The organism is Salinivibrio sp. IB574 (assembly GCF_001996205.1).
Taxonomy (GTDB): Bacteria; Pseudomonadota; Gammaproteobacteria; order Enterobacterales; family Vibrionaceae; genus Salinivibrio; species Salinivibrio proteolyticus.
Genome location: NZ_MUFN01000017.1, coordinates 1 through 17,691 on the forward strand (window position 1 = coordinate 1; position 17,691 = coordinate 17,691).

Genomic DNA, 17,691 nt, shown 5'->3' on the forward strand with positions numbered 1-17,691 from the left:
GGATGCGTGTACGTCAGTCTCTAAAACCCAAGCATGGGGACAATCTGAACTGATTCCTAACTTTGCTGTAGTTATTGAATGGTTCTTTAACTTCCTCGAGAACAGTTCCAGTTTCTTACCTAAGATCGCGGGGTCTTAGGCTGGTTTACGCGTAACAAGGAATAGCTGACATGTGTGGTATTGTTGGAATCGTAGGGGCCAATCCGGTCAACCAGTCCATCTATGATGCGTTAACGGTGCTACAGCACCGCGGCCAAGATGCAGCCGGGATTGTCACCATCGTGTGGTATTGTTGGAATCGTAGGGGCCAATCCGGTCAACCAGTCCATCTATGATGCGTTAACGGTGCTACAGCACCGCGGCCAAGATGCAGCCGGGATTGTCACCATCGACGACAATCGTTTCCGCCTTCGCAAAGCAAATGGCTTGGTGAAGGATGTTTTTCAACTCAAACATATGCAACGTTTACAAGGTCATGTCGGTATTGGCCATGTGCGTTATCCGACCGCCGGCAGCTCTAGTGCCTCAGAAGCGCAGCCGTTTTATGTCAACTCTCCCTATGGAATAACCTTGGCGCACAACGGGAACTTGACCAATGCAGAAGCACTCCGTCACTCCTTGTTTGAAAAAGACCGCCGTCACCTAAATACCACCTCAGATTCTGAAATCCTCCTCAACGTTCTTGCGCACCAGCTTTCTAACGCCGTGTCACATCCGCTTACCGCCGATGATATGTTTGCTGCCGTCCGCTCGGTGCATGAGCAGGTATCGGGTGCCTACGCGGTGGTATCCATGATTATCGGTCATGGCATGATTGCCTTCCGTGACCCGCATGGTATTCGTCCCCTGTGTCTGGGCAAGCGTGAAGAGCAAGGCCAAGTTGAATACATGGTTGCTTCAGAGTCGGTTGCACTTGATGCGGTTGGTTTTGACTTTGTTCGTGATGTGGCCCCGGGTGAAGCCGTCTACATTACTTTCGATGGCCAACTTCACACGTGCCAATGTGCAGCCTCACCAAGTTTGCACCCGTGTATTTTTGAATTCGTTTATTTCTCTCGCCCTGACTCATTTATCGATAAAATTTCGGTGTATGGCGCGCGCGTTCGTATGGGACAAAAATTGGGCGCGAAAATACAGCGAGACTGGGAAGAAATGGACATTGATGTGGTCATCCCTATTCCTGAAACGTCCTGTGATATTGCGCTCGAAATTGCACAGGTGCTCGGCAAGCCCTATCGACAAGGGTTTGTAAAAAACCGCTATGTAGGCCGCACGTTTATCATGCCCGGTCAACAAATGCGCCGTAAATCAGTACGCCGCAAGCTCAATGCAATCCGCTCAGAATTTAAAGATAAGCGCGTTTTGTTGGTGGATGACTCGATTGTGCGTGGCACGACGTCGGAGCAGATCATTGAAATGGCGCGTGAAGCCGGCGCGAAAGAAGTGTATATCGCCTCCGCTGCACCAGAAGTGCGCTTCCCCAACGTGTATGGTATTGATATGCCCAGTGCCAATGAGCTGATTGCTCATGGACGAGAAGTGGATGAAATTACCAAACTGATTGGTGCCGACGGTTTGATATATCAAGACCTAAGCGATCTTGTTGCCGCGGTCGGTGAGGCGAACCCAGCCATAGAACGTTTTGAAACCTCTGTGTTTAGTGGTGAGTACGTGACCAATGATGTTGACCAAGCGTATTTGGAGTACGTACAAAGCTTACGTAGCGATGATGCAAAAACGGTTCGTGAACAACAACAAGAGCTTGCCAATTTGGAGATCCACAACGAAAGCTAAAAGCCCGTGGATAGCGTGATAATGACGACAAAAAGCCGCATTCGATGCGGCTTTTTTATCTTTGACGGCACGCGCCAATGCATCTAGGCGCTGGCCGCCCTATTCATCAATATGCTAGTGCGTAAACACAGGTCCTATCCCAACATTCCACAGAATCACCGACGATGCCAATATGGCGACCAGTAACACCAAACCGCAAGTGACCACCGAGCTTGCGTAGATAAAACCGCGCTCTTCAGGAATCTCCATAAGAATGGGTACACCGGTATAGAGTAAATATACCGAGTAGGCGATACCAATCAGCCCGACGATCATCACAAACCATACAACCGGATATAGGGTTGCCAGTCCAACCATAAAGATTGGCGTCGCGGTGTACGCTGCCAGCTCCAAGCATTGGGTGTAAGTGGGAGCGGAACCAAAGGTTCGACTCATCCACAACGTGAGGTAGGCAAGCGCGCATACACCACCGATTAGTGCTAGATACATCGCACTGGCGATAAACAATGCGCTTTGTGCAGTGAGAAAGATCGGTTCTCCTACCCCGATTTTCCAACCGATGTTTACACTGGAGTAATAAGCGCAAACTGGCGGGATCAGCGCCAATAACAGTGCATGACCAATACTGTGTGATGCGCTTTCATGACGCTCACCAATGGTCTTCCATTCCTTTTTCGGGTGCGTATACAACCCGAGAAGATGACTTAAAATCATAGCTACCCCCACTTATCCTTCCTGAATCCGTGCAAGCGCCACCACAAAAAAGGTTGCCCTGTTTGAGACTGTCCATGCACTGTGATTAACCGACGCCAATTTATTTTACATACAGTTAACATCTAGTCGGAAAGGGTTGAATATGCAAGTATTCGCACTGTAGAGCAGATAAGGTGCGCTACACCTGTAAGCACGAGACAGGCAGAAAGTATGGGTGCTGTCTCTAAATGTAGACAATCAATGTACGTTGTGTGATGGCTTTCATGTTTCAGAAAGACTTTTTATCGTGTTAATACCGAGTAGCGTACTGTTATAGAGTAATTGATTTACAAGCCTTTTTTATGCTGCCGACCGTTGGCTTGAGTGAGATGTCTAGCAAAGTAGTAATAAAAACTCCATTTTAAACAGCTGTTTATATCCCGTTGTCGATTTAATTATCATTATTATCGCCCTGAGAGTCTGAGTTCAACTATTCTTATCGGGTAATGTCGAATGGGAGACAGCCGCTGCTTTGCAGTCCTGGAGGAGAGRGCATCGTGTTGCATAATAAAGAAATTTTGATCGTCGAAGACGATCCCGTGTTTAGCCGTATGATTGCGTCATTTCTCGAGCGTGAAGGTGCAACAGTGCGTGAGGTTGAAAACGGATTAGAGGGGTTGCAAGCGCTTCGTCAATCCATTCCAGATTTACTGATTAGCGATTTATCCATGCCGGTGATGACTGGCCTAGAATTTGTTGAAGAAGTGAGTGTGGAATACCCAATGTTGCCGATGATCGTCATTTCAGGCACGGGAGGTATGGCGGATGTTGCCCAAGCACTAAGGTTCGGTGTGAAAGATTTTTTGATTAAGCCGATAGAAGACATCAATGTGGTCAAAAAAGCCATTGAGACGGTGATTGATGACGCCGACGATGATGTACATGCCAATGACGATTTCAGTCAGCAATGGTTTAAAGTGTGTGAAGATGCCGACCGCGGTGCCTCTGAAAATGAACTCAAGTGGCACTTGGATGCGCTGAAGCATAATCCTGGCAGCGCGCGAGAGCTTTTAATGGGGCTGATGCCTGAGCCAGACTCTCAACAGGGTGCGTGGCGCTTGTCCTATCATTCGCTCCAATCGGCCGACGCGAATCCGATCGTGCTCGATTACACTTGGCTGATGGGCGGAAAAATGGCTTTTTATGTTGTCGATTCTGCCTCGGCCGGAGAGGATGGAACGGCAACAACATTAATGATCCGGGCATTCTTTAATGAGTTTGTACGTACCCAAGATGTCAATGAGCGTGGTTTTCTCACCCTGGTAAAACGAATCGAAGATGCAATTCGGGCTTCTTCGTATGCATCCCCCATCCGTGCCATGTTTGGGGTGTTGAATACTGCTGACAATCAATTGGAGATCTTTCCGGCGGGACTGACCGCGACAGTTGATAGTTGTGGCGCGACCAGTTTGCTGCATAGCGCGCACTGGTTAGGGAAAGATGCTATTCACAGCCAGTTCCAATATGTCGACATGGGAGCGGGTGATGCGCGTGTGTCACTAAGTGAAGTTGGGCTTAACAGCTTTAGTGTTGATATCCAAAGAATTGCATAAAAATAGTGCGGGAGCCTCGGTATAATGGGGCTTGCGCCTTGCTGCGTTGTGTTAACATCCGTATACTCATGTCGCTGTGCTGCTATGATTTAATGGCGTAATGCGAAAGCCGATTTCAAGGACAGAACGACATGAAGCATTGGTATCTGCTCTACTGTAAACGCGCGGAACAACAACGCGCTGAGCAAAACTTAAAGCGCCAAGGCGTAGACTGTTATTACCCCATCGTCACGGTTGAGAAGCTTCGCCGTGGTAAGTGCCAGCAAGTTGAAGAGCCCCTTTTCCCTAATTATGTGTTTGCTCACTTCGATCCTGAAGAGGTGCAATACACGTCCGTCCGCTCAACGCGAGGCGTAGTCGACTTTGTTCGCCAAGGCGCGCATCCTATTCGAGTTGACCAATCGCTTATTCAGCAGCTTATGATTATGGAAGATAGCGACGAGCAGCGTGACAAGCTTAATGATGGCTTTAAACCCGGCCAAGCGGTCACGATCCAAGCGGGGCAATTTGAAGGGGCGGAAGCGATTTTTAAGGAAAAAGACGGTGAGATGCGTTCCATTCTGCTGATCAAAATTCTCAACAAGCAAACGGAGTTGCGCGTCGACAATCGTCACGTCAGAGCTGTCTAATCCACGCCGCACATGACTGCTACACTTTCTATCTAAGGACACGAGATAGCGGGGGAGTGTGTGGAAAAGGTGCTGATCGTTGAAGACAGCCGCGCTTTTCGGATGTTGGTCGAGTATGAAGCTCGTCAGCATGGCTTTTCGACCGTGGCGGTGGCCTGTATGGCCGATGCAGAAGCGGTTCTGAATCAAGACGCCGATTTTTTGTGCGCGGTTTTAGACTATAACCTGCCTGATGCGCAACACGGTGAGGTAATTGATCTTTGTCTTGCCAACCATTTAAAAGTCATTGTCTTGACGGCTTCTCAAACGGAGACCATTCGCAAGCAAGTGCTTGCTAAGCCGGTGATTGACTATATACCGAAAGACAGCAGCCATTGTGTGCAGGCAGTCTGTCAACTGTTGTTGCGATTATCGCGCAATAAAGATCATCAAGTGCTCATTGTCGACGACTCTCCCTCAGTACGAAAACATGTTGCGGCCACGCTTGAACGCCAATATCTCAAAGTCCATGAAGCCAATGACGGTGAGCAAGCGCTATCTATGTTATCGATGACGCCTGGGATTACCTTGGTCATTACTGATTATGCGATGCCGAACATGGATGGAATTGCCTTGGTCCATCAGATCAGAAAGCACCATGAAGGCGCCATGCTCGCTGTCATCGGGCTATCTGGCCACCATGATGATACTCTGACGACCCGTTTTCTTAAGGCGGGCGCGAATGATTATTTACAAAAGCCATTTAATCAAGAAGAGTTCTATTGCCGTGTGCACTCTTGCCTAAACGCGATCGATAGCGAGCGGCGTTTATTTACATTAGCCAATACCGACTTTTTAACGGCACTTTGGAATCGACGTTACTTTTTTTCCCAGAGCGAGAAGCTGCCGGATGAGGAGATTAAACATCTAGCCATTATCGATATTGACCATTTCAAGCGCATCAACGACCAGTATGGACATCACATTGGCGATGAGGTGTTGTCTCACATGGCTGCAACGTTAAGTGCACACTTCGAGAATGATTTGGTTGCTCGGCTAGGTGGTGAAGAATTTTGTGTCTTATCGACCCGAGAGCAGTCTACCTTTCAACAGGCGTTAGAGCGCTATCGACAAGAGCAAGCGGACGTCATCATTCCTGTTTCTGGATTTGAAATAACGGTCACTGTCAGTATTGGTGTTGTCTCTGCGCAAGGTGGGATTGAAGCCATGTTGCATGATGCGGACCGAGGTTTGTATCAAGCCAAAGAAATGGGGCGTAATTGCCTGATCGCACTATCGTAATAAAGTTGACAGTCTGACTTTTAAAGTAGACAAACTGGGCGTTTTTTCGGCACAAACAATCGTCTCTGTCCCTTCACTAGGTACAAAAGTGTCTCAATGTTGAGATTTGCCATCATATTTAACATTCAACCTCTTGATTAAGCGTAACCTTGGCCGCTTCTTGCCCAAATTGCGCATTTCTCGCGCACAACTTATGCCAGATATGGTGCTTTGCTTATGGAATACAAAGTGTTGGTTGTGGAAGATAGCCGACCTTTCAGACGGTTACTTGAAACTGAAATCCGTAAAGCCGGTTATATTCCCTGTATTGCAAGTTCGATCGCACAAGCAGAAACGATTTTAAATCAAGAAACAGATTTTCTTTGCGCGATACTGGATTATTGTTTGCCCGACGGTCAGGACGGTGAAATCATTGATGTGTGCTTGTCACTCGATATCAAAGTCATTGTATTAACGGCCATGATGGATGCACGTACGCGGGAGCGTGTGCTGGCGAAAACTGTGATTGATTACATCCCCAAAGACAGCCCAGCTTGTGTCTCATCAATTGCACCGTTGCTGCATCGCCTCGAGAAAAACCAGCAGCATCATGTATTGGTGGTGGATGACTCGCTGACCTCGCGTCGTTATGTGCGCAGCTTACTGGAGCGCCAGTATCTAAATGTGATGGATGCGCAAGATGGGCAGGAAGCACTTGCGATGGTGCGTGCCGATCCGCGAATTTCATTAGTGATCACCGACTTCACTATGCCAAAAATGGATGGGGTTCAACTGGTCAAGGCACTCCGTCAGCACAAAGTCGATGGCCAGCTTGCCATTATTGGTTTATCCGGCGATGACGATCCAAGTTTGACGGCCCGTTTTCTAAAAGCAGGTGCGAACGACTTTCTGGCAAAGCCATTTAACCAAGAGGAATTTTACTGCCGTTTGCACAGCACATTAAATGCGCTGGATACAGAAAGGCGTTTGTTTCATTTGGCAAATACCGACTATTTGACCCAAACCTGGAACCGTCGTTACTTTTTCGAGCATCCTCAAACGCGGAAAAACAATGGCCCACGAGGGCTAGCCTTGATTGACATTGACCACTTTAAAAAAGTGAATGATAGCTTGGGTCATCATATTGGCGATATTGCGCTGATTGAGTTGGCCAAAGTGTTGAATCGTTATTTCCCAGACGCGTTGGTTGCACGATTTGGTGGTGAAGAGTTCTGTGTACTGTACGGTAACAATGACCAAGGCTTTGAGGCCCGCCTAAACGCGATGCGAGAAGAGCTAGCGGCGACAACGTGGACACCTTACGATCAGGCATTTCAATTTACGGTGAGCATTGGCATGGTGCACGGGGATGCGTCTGTCCATCAGTTGATCCAGCGTGCTGACCATTGTTTATATCAAGCCAAAGCGAAAGGGCGTAATCAACTCGTTAAAGCGTCAGAGCCGCAACCGGCGCTGTTGGTGTAAAAAAGCCGGCGGTCAGCCGGCTTCTTATCATCACACGATTAGGCGTCGTGGTATTGCTCACAGGCCATCAAGGTATTCTCAATCAGTGTTGCCACCGTCATTGGGCCAACACCGCCGGGAACAGGCGTGATATGGCTTGCCTTTTCGTATGCCACGTCATAGTCAATATCACCGATTAGCTGGCCGCTATCCATGCGATTAATTCCTACATCAATCACAATCGCACCGGGCTTGATCCACTCGCCAGGAATAAACTTAGGCTTACCGACGGCGACCACTAACACATCGGCTTGACGAACATGCGCTTCGAGATCTTGGGTAAAACGATGGCAAGTGGTCGTGGTACATCCGGCGAGGAGCAACTCTAGTGTCATCGGACGGCCGACAATGTTTGAGGCACCGACGACAACGGCATGTTTGCCACGCAAAGGTACGTTGTAGCGATCAAGTAAGGTGATGATCCCTTTTGGGGTACAGGAACGCAGGGTTGGCATACGTTGGCACAAACGGCCCACATTGTAAGGATGGAAGCCGTCGACGTCTTTGTCGGGACGGATACGTTCAAGGACAGAGGTAGCATCAATGCCCGCAGGTAAAGGCAGTTGCACCAAGATACCATCGATGGTGTCGTCATCATTGAGTGTATCGATCAGCGTCAGTAATTCATGCTGAGAGCAGGTTGACGGCAAATCGTAAGAGCGAGAGACAAAGCCCACTTCATCACAGACGCGACGCTTACTGCCCACATAAACCTGTGACGCTGGATCGTCACCCACTAAAATCACGGCAAGCCCGGGCGCACGGCGTCCCGCTTCTTTACGGGCAGCAACACGTGCTGCGACTTCTCGACGCACCGTTTGCGCGATCAGTTTTCCATCAATGATTTGTGCGGCCATAAGTATCCTTTGGCTAAGAGAGCAAAAAACGGGTCGTTATTGTGACAAACTTCGGACGTAAAAGCTATTGCGCAAACGTTTGCTTTTGGTGGTTTGGTGGCAGAGAAACCGCCAAAGTTATTGTGAATCAAAGGTGTGGTGCCAGATATCGCCTTATATTGATTGGAGGAGCTCCACACAACAGGGCTTTTATGCCGCGCGAACTGGCGTGCTTTTGAGCAACTGATTAGACATTTCGGTGAAAACCGTTGACGACGCCTGACCTCGCTTTATAATCCCCGCTGCATATCTATTTTGCGCCCTTAGCTCAGTTGGATAGAGCAACGGCCTTCTAAGCCGTGGGTCACAGGTTCGAATCCTGTAGGGCGTGCCATTTCTTTCGTTCTCGCTAGCGAAGATAATCTCCCGTTTCTGCTCAAAAGCTAACCAAACAGTGCAAAAACACAAAAAGATGTGATCTTGCCCGGTTGAATTGTGAGATATCACCCCAATTTCGATATTGAAACGCCATAGGTCGCCCCTTGTCTCGACTCAGTTGACGGGTGCCGCTATAATAGCGCGTCTTAATTTTCAGTCTCGGATGAGATAGCTCGATACGCCAATTGCGTGTATCCGGATTCGCAGGGGCTATGACGGATTCATAGCTCGGATGATGACACCAGTAAAAACTGGTCAACATCACTCAGTACCCCTGAGTAAATTTGAGGTTAATTTTATAATGCAAGTTACCGTTGAAACCACCGAAGGCCTAAAGCGCCAAATGACCATCACTGTGCCTGCTGCAAACATTGAAGACGCAGTCACGAAAGTTTGGATGCGATCGAAGTTGAAAAACCGCACGCAGAAGTACAAGACAGCGACGTTGAAGAAATGCTGACTACCCTGCGTAAGCAGCAAGCGAACTGGGTTGAAGCTGACGGTGAAGTAAAAGAAGATAGCCGTGTAACGCTAGACTTCACAGGTACCATTGACGGCGAAGAATTCGAAGGCGGTAAAGCGGAAGGCTTCCAGCTAGTCATGGGCCAAGGCCGCATGATCCCTGGTTTCGAAGACGGCTTGGTTGGCAAGAAAGCGGGTGAAGAATTCACTATCGACGTCAACTTCCCAGAAGACTACCACGCTGAGAACCTAAAAGGTAAAGCGGCGCAGTTCGCGATCAAACTTCACACTGTTGAAGCGCAAGAATTGCCAGAGCTAACTGAAGAGTTCGTTCAGCGCTTCGGCATTGCGGATGGCAGCGTTGAAGGCCTGAAAGCCGAAGTCCGTAAGAACATGGAACGCGAGCTGAAGCAAGCGATCAAAAACAAGATCAAAGAGCAAGTCCTTGACGGCTTGGTTGAGCAAAACCAAATCGACGTACCGTCTGCCTTGATCGATCAAGAAATCAATGTTCTGCGCCAGCAAGCGGCTCAACGTTTTGGTGGCAACATGGACAGTGCATCACAACTGCCACGTGAGCTGTTTGAAGAACAAGCCAAACGTCGTGTTAGCGTTGGCCTGCTGCTGGGTGAAGTGATCAAAGCAGAAGAGCTAGAAGCAGACGACGAGCGAGTTAAAGCTCTGATCGAAGAAATGGCTTCTGCATACGAAGATCCAGCAGAAGTGGTTGCTTACTACGAAAAAGATCAGAAGCTGATGGAAAACATGCGTAATGTCGCGCTTGAAGAGCAAGCGATCGACGCGCTGTTGGGTAAAGCGAAGGTTTCTGAAGCCAACGTTGGCTTTAGCGATCTGATGAACGCAGCACCACAAGCGTAAAAACGCAATAAAAAACGTGGGTGTTGTCATTGACACCCCGTTCATGTATCTGCATAAAATGGCCCTAATGACTTGTCATTTGGGCCATTTTTTCCGTCTAAGGTTCTATTCGACTGTCCGCCAATCATGCGATAGCGAAGGTAACTTTTGCTTAGAAAATTGTCGATGAATCATCCAGCTGCGATCAACGACATAACATTTTAGTGACCTGTTACAGCGTTTTATGCTAAACCTTGGTTAAGGCGAGAGTTAACGAATTCGATTAGGGATATTACGCTATGAGCAATCAAGATAAACACGCAATGCCCCCCATCATGGATGCTTTGGTTCCCATGGTGGTTGAACAAACATCGCGAGGAGAGCGTTCCTACGATATCTACTCCCGCCTGTTGAAAGAACGCATCATTTTTCTCACTGGTCAGGTAGAAGATCAAATGGCCAACCTGATTGTGGCCCAGATGTTGTTCTTGGAGTCGGAGAATCCAGAAAAAGATATTTATCTGTATATCAACTCTCCAGGTGGTGTGGTGACCGCCGGTATGGCAATTTATGACACCATGCAGTTCATCAAACCGGATGTGAGCACACTGTGTACAGGCCAAGCCTGTTCAATGGGCTCTTTCCTGCTTGCGGGTGGTGCAAAGGGTAAGCGTTATTGCCTACCAAACTCACGCGTGATGATTCACCAACCACTTGGCGGTTTCCAAGGGCAGGCGTCAGATATTGAAATCCATGCCAAAGAAATGATCAAAACCAAGCATCGCCTGAATACCTTGCTGGCAGAGCATACGGGTCAGCCGATGGAGATTATCGAACGTGATACGGACCGCGATAATTTCATGTCTGCTCAAGAAGCGGTGGACTATGGCTTGGTTGACGCCGTACTCAATCAAAGAGATTAAACCAGACAATACCCTGCATGCTTGGCGTGACAGCGGAACAGACCATGGCTCGCCGGATTACACCCAAACATGGGTGTAATGCTAGAGCGCACGAAGTCCGGTATTGTTGCGCCAAGTAGAAAAGGTATACCGCTATGCATTGAAATGAGAGGATAACTTCTCATTCCCACACATGTGAGCGGATGTCGGGTCGGAAAAAGTGGCCGATTTGTTGTAAACTCAACAAAAGGCAACGATGGGCAAACGCCCCAAAGAGGTTAGCGAATGACAGACAAGCGAAAAGACGGTGGAAGCGGCAAGCTGCTTTACTGCTCGTTCTGTGGTAAGAGCCAACATGAAGTTCGCAAGTTAATTGCTGGGCCATCGGTCTACATTTGCGACGAGTGTGTCGACCTATGTAACGACATCATCCGTGAAGAAATCAAAGAAGTGATGCCAAAGCGTGAGGGAGATGCTCTTCCTACGCCGCGTGAAATCCGTGAGCATCTGGATGATTATGTTATCGGCCAAGAGCAAGCCAAAAAGGTACTGTCGGTTGCCGTGTACAACCACTACAAACGCTTGCGCAATGGCGATAAAAGCGCCGACGGCGTTGAACTTGGCAAAAGTAATATCTTGCTGATAGGCCCGACGGGTAGTGGTAAAACCCTACTGGCTGAGACGCTTGCGCGTTTCCTGGATGTACCATTTACCATGGCGGATGCCACCACATTGACCGAAGCGGGTTATGTCGGTGAAGACGTCGAAAACATTATCCAAAAGCTGCTGCAAAAGTGTGACTATGATGTCGCCAAAGCAGAGCGCGGTATTGTATATATTGATGAGATTGACAAAATCTCACGCAAATCCGATAACCCATCGATCACGCGAGACGTATCGGGTGAGGGTGTGCAGCAAGCCCTACTGAAATTGGTAGAAGGGACAGTCGCATCGGTTCCACCTCAAGGTGGCCGCAAGCATCCACAACAAGAGTTCTTGCAAGTTGATACCTCGAAAATCCTCTTTATCTGTGGCGGTGCATTCGCTGGGTTAGATAAAGTGGTTGAGCAGCGTGTCGATAAGGGATCTGGCATCGGTTTTGGTGCAGAAGTCCGAGGTGCAAGCGACAAGTCAGCAGACGAGTTTTTCGGTAAAGTTGAACCAGAAGATCTGGTCAAATACGGCTTGATCCCTGAGTTTATCGGCCGTTTACCGGTCACAGCGGTACTTAAAGAACTGGACGAGCATGCGCTCGTACAGATTTTGCGAGAGCCAAAAAACGCGCTAACCAAGCAATACAGTGCATTGCTAGAGTTAGACGGGGTTGAACTTGAGTTCCGTGATGACGCGCTTCGTGCCATCGCTAAGAAAGCCATGGAACGCAAGACTGGTGCTCGCGGTCTACGCTCAATCGTAGAAGCTGTGTTGTTGGATACCATGTACGACTTGCCATCGAGTAAAGAGGTAAGCAAGGTGGTGATTGACGAATCAGTGATCCGTGGTGAGTCAGCGCCGCTATTGATATATGAACACGCTGATAGCCAAGCAGCTGGTGGTGAATAATCGCGAGTATTGCGTGTAACCTTATCAGTGGTAAAAGAAAAGGGAGTGATTGCTCCCTTTTTTATTTTCTGGCGGTGGAGCCGTTGAAACCTGTCCAACAGTCCCCATATACTCTTAATCAGATTGAACGGAAGAGAGAAGCATATGAACTTGGAGCGTTCCGAGCGCATTGAAATTCCGGTGCTGCCACTTCGGGATGTGGTGGTTTATCCTCACATGGTGATACCACTCTTTGTGGGAAGGGAGAAATCGATCCGCTGTTTAGAAGCGGCGATGGACAATGACAAACAAATTCTGTTGGTGGCGCAAAAAGATGCCGCCACCGATGACCCGAGCATCTCTGACTTGTACACCGTTGGTACGGTAGCGACGATCCTTCAGCTTCTTAAACTTCCGGATGGTACGGTTAAGGTGCTGGTTGAGGGGATGCAACGTGCACGTATCGGCCAGTTTAGCGAAGACGACTTCTTTACGGCGGAAGCCGAATACCTCACCACGCCAGCCATGGACGAACGTGAGCAAGAGGTATTGGTTCGTACTGCGATCAGCCAATTTGAAGGCTTTATCAAGCTGAATAAGAAGATCCCACCGGAAGTGTTAACGTCACTGAATGGGATTGAAGAAGCCGCTCGCCTAGCTGATACCATCGCGGCTCACATGCCGTTAAAACTGCAAGATAAGCAAAAAGTTCTCGAAATTATCGACATCGCTGAGCGCCTTGAATACTTGATGACCATGATGGAGTCAGAAATTGACTTGCTGCAGGTCGAAAAGCGTATTCGTGGCCGCGTGAAAAAGCAGATGGAGAAAAGCCAGCGCGAGTACTACCTCAATGAGCAGATGAAAGCCATCCAAAAAGAGTTGGGTGAGCTGGATGATGCTCCCGATGAGTTTGAAGCGCTGAAGCAGAAAATCGAAGAATCTAAAATGCCGCAAGAAGCTCGAGAAAAAACCGAGCAAGAATTGCAGAAGCTGAAGATGATGTCGCCAATGTCGGCAGAAGCGACTGTTGTGCGCAGCTATATCGATTGGATGATCAGTGTGCCTTGGACCAAGCGTTCTAAGGTGAAAAAGGATCTCGCTAAAGCTGAAGAAGTACTCAATGCCGATCATTATGGCTTGGAGCGCGTTAAAGACCGTATCCTTGAGTACCTCGCAGTGCAAAACCGAATGAACAAGCTCAAGGGGCCCATCTTGTGCTTGGTTGGTCCTCCGGGGGTAGGTAAAACCTCTCTGGGACAGTCGATTGCACGCGCCACTGGGCGTAAATATACCCGTATGGCGTTGGGTGGAGTGCGTGATGAAGCGGAAATCCGTGGTCACCGCCGTACCTACATAGGGTCGCTGCCGGGTAAATTAATCCAGAAAATGGCGAAAGTGGGAGTTCGCAACCCGCTGTTCTTGCTCGATGAAATCGACAAGATGTCATCGGATATGCGTGGTGATCCGTCTTCGGCATTGCTTGAAGTTCTCGATCCTGAGCAAAACAACGCCTTTAACGACCACTATCTGGAAGTGGATTACGACCTGTCAGACACCATGTTTGTGGCAACGTCGAACTCCATGAATATTCCTGGCCCGTTATTGGATCGGATGGAAGTTATTCGTTTATCTGGCTACACCGAAGACGAAAAACTGAATATCGCTAAACGTCACTTGATTGACAAGCAAGTGAAGCGCAATGGCTTGAAGCCTCACGAGATCACCATCGAAGACTCTGCCATTATCGGCATTATTCGTTACTACACGCGCGAAGCGGGCGTGCGTAACCTCGAGCGTGAAATCTCGAAGCTGTGCCGTAAAACCGTGAAAGAGATCTTGTTGGATAAAGATCTTAAAGCGGTCACGGTCACCGCGGATAACCTGAAAGATTACTTGGGTGTGCGCCGCTTTGACTACGGTAAAGCCGATGAGCAAAACCGAATTGGTCAGGTGACAGGACTTGCGTGGACCGAAGTGGGCGGCGACCTACTGACCATCGAGACTGAATCGATGCCGGGCAAAGGCAAACTCACCCACACAGGGTCGTTGGGTGATGTGATGCAAGAATCTGTGCAGGCAGCCATGACAGTGGTGCGTAGCCGTGCAGATAAGCTGGGCATTAATAGCGACTTTTACGAAAAACGTGACATTCACGTGCACGTTCCTGAAGGGGCAACGCCTAAAGACGGCCCGAGCGCAGGTATCGCTATGTGTACGGCGCTAGTGTCGAGCTTGACCGGTAACCCAGTCCGTTCTGACGTAGCAATGACGGGTGAGATTACTCTACGCGGCGAAGTGCTGCCCATCGGCGGCTTAAAAGAGAAACTGCTGGCGGCACGTCGTGGTGGCATCAAAACTGTGGTGATCCCAAAAGAGAATGAACGGGATCTTGAGGATATTCCTGACAATGTGAAAGAAGAAATCGACATTCATCCCGTGCGTTGGATTGATGAGGTTTTGACCATTGCGTTGGAAAATAATCCACTCGGTATTGAGCTAGTTAAGCCCGAAAAGAGTGACATGCAGCAAAATTAAGCAACGTAAAACGCTGACAGACCGCAAAAGGCTTGTCAGCGTTTTTTTTGCTAGCTAACGTTAAGTCGAAGCCTTGGCCCGCATGGGGTGGGCGAGGAAGCTTTCAACGTCTTTCGTCGATAAAGCGTCTTTTATTAATACCGCAAAAGAATGGGATTTGCGGAGAAGTATTGTAAGGGGATGAAAAAGTGAATAAGTCGCAACTGATTGATCAAATCGCAGAGGGTGCCGATATTTCTAAAGCGTCGGCGGGCCGTGCACTGGATGCCTTCGTAGAAGCGGTTTCTGATACGCTGAAGTCGGGTGACCAAGTCGCTCTGGTAGGCTTTGGTACCTTCTCTGTACGCGAGCGTGCAGCGCGTACTGGCCGTAACCCGCAAACCGGTGCAGAGATTCAAATTGCTGCCGCCAAAGTACCTGGCTTCAAAGCAGGTAAAGCACTGAAAGACGCCGTGAACTAATCACAGCGTGAGCCATTGCCGAATTATTCAAGTTTGACCGGGTGTTAGAGCTGCAAAGCCAATAACAACCGCGTATAATCCGGCAAGAAGAGCGTAAAGGCGCATCATTCGATGCGCCTTTTTAGTTGATAAACCACCAGCCCAAATCAGTTGGAGTACCGGCCAGTTATGATGGAACGTATACGCGAAGGCACCAACAGCCTTGCGGTGAAGATCATTTTAAGCCTTATTATCTTTTCCTTTGCTTTTGCCGGGGTCGGCAGCTATCTGGCAGGGGGTTCCAACCCGCCCGCGGCAACGGTAGGCGATAAAGAGATTAGTCGTGCACAGCTTGAACGTGCATACCAAAACGAACGCGCGCGCATGCAGCAGCAAGCCGGTGAGCTGTTCAATCAATTACTGGGTGATCCTGAGTATGTGAAGCGTTTTCGCCAAAACATTCTCGACCGGATGGTTGACGATCTCTTGCTTGAACATGAAGCCAGTGAACTCGGGTTACGCGTCAGTGACGCGCAAGTCAAAGATGCCATTCGTGCGATGCCACAATTCCGTCAAGGCGGACAATTCAACAATGAGCGCTATCAAGCCGCATTGCGCCAGACTGGGTTGAGCGCGGATGAGTTTGCCAACTATGTACGGACTGACTTAGTCCGTCAGCAGCTGCTTACGGCGTTGCAAGCCTCTGAATTTGTGCTGCCAAGTGAACTGGAAAGTCTTTACCGTCTAGAAGCGCAAAGCCGTGAAGTGCGTACTATCACGCTGCCGGTGGATGCATTTGCTGCCAAGGTTTCTTTGTCAGACGAAGAGCTTGAAGCTTACTATCAAGCCAATCAAGACGACTATGTGCAACCTCGCATGGTAAAAGTGGCGTATGTGGAGTTAACCGGTGAAGGGCTGGCTGACGATATCCAAGTCACTGACGAAGACATTGCCGCTTACTATCAAGAAAACCAATCGCAGTATGGTTCTCAAGAGCGTCGCAAAGTCAGTCATATTCTGATTGAAGGGACTGGTGACGACGCCAAAGCTCGTGCTGAGGCAGCACTTGAGCGCTTGAACCAAGGCGAAGACTTTAGTGAACTGGCACAGCAAGTCTCTGATGATACTTACAGTGCCGAACAAGGTGGATCACTGGATTGGATTGAGCCCGGTGTGATGGATCCTGCGTTTGAAAAAGCGGCGTATGCGCTAGCCAACAAGGGTGACTATAGCCAAGTAGTAAAATCAGACTTCGGCTATCACATCATCCGTCTGGATGATATCGATGCTGCGGATATCACGCCACTGAGTGAGGTGAAAGACGATATTCGCGTTGCGCTGCAGCAAGAGCGCGCGGCGGATCGTTTCTATGCTCAATCAACAAAGCTCGCCGAAGTCGCGTTTGAAGATGCCAATGGTCTTGAGCCAGCTGCTGCTGCAATCAATGGTAAGGTACAAATCACTGACTTCTTTGCCCCAGAGCAAGCGCAAGGGGTAATGGCACGTCCAGAAGTGCAACAAGCGCTGGACAGCTACGACGTTCGTGAAAATGGCCTGAACTCGGAACTGATAGAGCTTTCGGGTGAGCATGCCATTGTGGTCCGCTTGGATGATGTCAAACCTGAGAAACAACTGAGCTTTGATGAAGTGAAGGATCAGGTGGCACAGACCTTGGCCGCACAAAAAGGGCAGCAGCAAGCCCAAGAGCAAGCAGATGCTTTGCTGACACAGCTTGAAGCCAATGGTGCTCTGACTGACAGTGAATATACATTCAGCGAGCCACAAACCTTAAACCGCGTTGCTCAACAACGTGCGATTTCAGAGCTGGCCTTTACCTTACCTAAGCCGGAAGCGGATACCTCGAGCTACGGGGTGACCACTGATGAGCAAGGTAATGTGGTGGTTGTGGCACTGGATAAAGTGATTGAGCCAGAGGTGCCTGAAATTAGCCCGCAAAGCCAAATGGCAGCCCGTGTTGCCCGTGCGATGAGCAATATGTCTTTATCAGCAACCTTGGAAGAGCTACGTAACCAAGTGGATGTCAGTTACGCGGACTCAGACAGCCAATAAGCAGATAATGGCTCACCGCGAGAGTTAGATGTCTCTCGCAGCAATGTGTGCGAAACAACAAAAACGGCGTAGGACTTTTGTCCTGCGTCGTT

Annotated in this window: 12 protein-coding genes, 1 tRNA gene and 2 pseudogenes; 13 read left to right on the forward strand and 2 right to left on the reverse strand. The window is 49.0% G+C overall.

What is annotated here, in order from left to right; all coding sequences use genetic code 11:
• A pseudogene (locus tag BZJ17_RS17670) lies at positions 1–139 on the forward strand (bacteriocin production protein); the annotation flags it as partial.
• Positions 140–258: 119 nt separating this feature from the next.
• Positions 259–1,794, forward strand: coding sequence for an amidophosphoribosyltransferase (purF, locus tag BZJ17_RS09825; protein WP_077640583.1), 1,536 nt, complete (start codon positions 259–261; stop codon positions 1,792–1,794).
• A gap of 114 nt (positions 1,795–1,908) precedes the next feature.
• Here the strand turns inward: purF and BZJ17_RS09830 are convergent, their stop codons facing one another.
• Positions 1,909–2,508, reverse strand: coding sequence for a Yip1 family protein (locus tag BZJ17_RS09830; RefSeq protein ID WP_077640584.1), 600 nt, complete (start codon positions 2,506–2,508; stop codon positions 1,909–1,911).
• Between the two features lie 536 nt (positions 2,509–3,044).
• Between BZJ17_RS09830 and BZJ17_RS09835 the strand changes: the two genes are divergently transcribed.
• From BZJ17_RS09835 to BZJ17_RS09850, 4 genes are all read left to right on the forward strand, one after another.
• Positions 3,045–4,100 carry a response regulator gene (locus BZJ17_RS09835; protein WP_077640585.1) on the forward strand — a complete coding sequence of 352 codons (1,056 nt, stop codon included), beginning with the start codon at positions 3,045–3,047 and terminating at the stop codon, positions 4,098–4,100.
• A gap of 131 nt (positions 4,101–4,231) precedes the next feature.
• Positions 4,232–4,729, forward strand: a complete 498-nt coding sequence (rfaH, locus tag BZJ17_RS09840; protein ID WP_069590569.1) for a transcription/translation regulatory transformer protein RfaH — start codon at positions 4,232–4,234, stop codon at positions 4,727–4,729.
• A gap of 60 nt (positions 4,730–4,789) precedes the next feature.
• Positions 4,790–6,010, forward strand: coding sequence for a response regulator (locus tag BZJ17_RS09845; RefSeq protein WP_241836785.1), 1,221 nt, complete (start codon positions 4,790–4,792; stop codon positions 6,008–6,010).
• A gap of 216 nt (positions 6,011–6,226) precedes the next feature.
• On the forward strand, positions 6,227–7,474 hold the full coding sequence (locus BZJ17_RS09850; RefSeq protein ID WP_077640586.1) for a response regulator: 1,248 nt from the start codon (positions 6,227–6,229) through the stop codon (positions 7,472–7,474).
• A gap of 38 nt (positions 7,475–7,512) precedes the next feature.
• On the opposite strand, the gene folD is transcribed toward BZJ17_RS09850, so the two are convergent.
• Positions 7,513–8,370, reverse strand: a complete 858-nt coding sequence (gene folD, locus BZJ17_RS09855) for a bifunctional methylenetetrahydrofolate dehydrogenase/methenyltetrahydrofolate cyclohydrolase FolD (RefSeq protein ID WP_069590564.1) — start codon at positions 8,368–8,370, stop codon at positions 7,513–7,515.
• Positions 8,371–8,666: 296 nt separating this feature from the next.
• On the opposite strand from folD, the gene BZJ17_RS09860 reads away from it, so the two are divergent.
• The 7 genes and pseudogenes from BZJ17_RS09860 (at position 8,667) to ppiD (ending at position 17,599) form a co-directional block, all read left to right on the forward strand.
• A tRNA-Arg gene (locus BZJ17_RS09860) sits at positions 8,667–8,743 on the forward strand.
• Between the two features lie 345 nt (positions 8,744–9,088).
• Positions 9,089–10,128: pseudogene (tig, locus tag BZJ17_RS09865) on the forward strand (trigger factor).
• A 278-nt stretch (positions 10,129–10,406) separates the two neighbouring features.
• Positions 10,407–11,030 (forward strand): ATP-dependent Clp endopeptidase proteolytic subunit ClpP, encoded by a 624-nt coding sequence (clpP, locus tag BZJ17_RS09870; RefSeq protein WP_069590560.1) that lies wholly within the window; start codon positions 10,407–10,409, stop codon positions 11,028–11,030.
• Between the two features lie 264 nt (positions 11,031–11,294).
• Entirely contained in the window at positions 11,295–12,572 is a 1,278-nt protein-coding gene (gene clpX / locus BZJ17_RS09875; protein ID WP_069590558.1) for an ATP-dependent protease ATP-binding subunit ClpX, read from the forward strand.
• Between the two features lie 144 nt (positions 12,573–12,716).
• Positions 12,717–15,089, forward strand: a complete 2,373-nt coding sequence (gene lon / locus BZJ17_RS09880) for an endopeptidase La (RefSeq protein ID WP_077640587.1) — start codon at positions 12,717–12,719, stop codon at positions 15,087–15,089.
• Between the two features lie 188 nt (positions 15,090–15,277).
• Positions 15,278–15,550, forward strand: a complete 273-nt coding sequence (gene hupB / locus BZJ17_RS09885; RefSeq protein WP_069590554.1) for a nucleoid-associated protein HU-beta — start codon at positions 15,278–15,280, stop codon at positions 15,548–15,550.
• A gap of 168 nt (positions 15,551–15,718) precedes the next feature.
• The gene (ppiD, locus tag BZJ17_RS09890; protein ID WP_077640588.1) at positions 15,719–17,599 is read left to right on the forward strand and encodes a peptidylprolyl isomerase; all 1,881 of its coding nucleotides are present in this window, start codon (positions 15,719–15,721) and stop codon (positions 17,597–17,599) included.
• Positions 17,600–17,691: the final 92 nt, after the last annotated feature.

Bases quoted from the DNA above. Each gene is read 5' to 3' on its own strand.
- ppiD (WP_077640588.1), top strand. From the start codon at position 15,719: ATGATGGAACGTATACGCGAAGGCACCAACAGCCTTGCGGTGAAGATC.
- folD (WP_069590564.1), bottom strand. From the start codon at position 8,370: ATGGCCGCACAAATCATTGATGGAAAACTGATCGCGCAAACGGTGCGT.
- BZJ17_RS09830 (WP_077640584.1), bottom strand. From the start codon at position 2,508: ATGATTTTAAGTCATCTTCTCGGGTTGTATACGCACCCGAAAAAGGAA.
- clpP (WP_069590560.1), top strand. From the start codon at position 10,407: ATGAGCAATCAAGATAAACACGCAATGCCCCCCATCATGGATGCTTTG.
- lon (WP_077640587.1), top strand. From the start codon at position 12,717: ATGAACTTGGAGCGTTCCGAGCGCATTGAAATTCCGGTGCTGCCACTT.
- rfaH (WP_069590569.1), top strand. From the start codon at position 4,232: ATGAAGCATTGGTATCTGCTCTACTGTAAACGCGCGGAACAACAACGC.
- BZJ17_RS09850 (WP_077640586.1), top strand. From the start codon at position 6,227: ATGGAATACAAAGTGTTGGTTGTGGAAGATAGCCGACCTTTCAGACGG.
- purF (WP_077640583.1), top strand. From the start codon at position 259: ATGCAGCCGGGATTGTCACCATCGTGTGGTATTGTTGGAATCGTAGGG.
- clpX (WP_069590558.1), top strand. From the start codon at position 11,295: ATGACAGACAAGCGAAAAGACGGTGGAAGCGGCAAGCTGCTTTACTGC.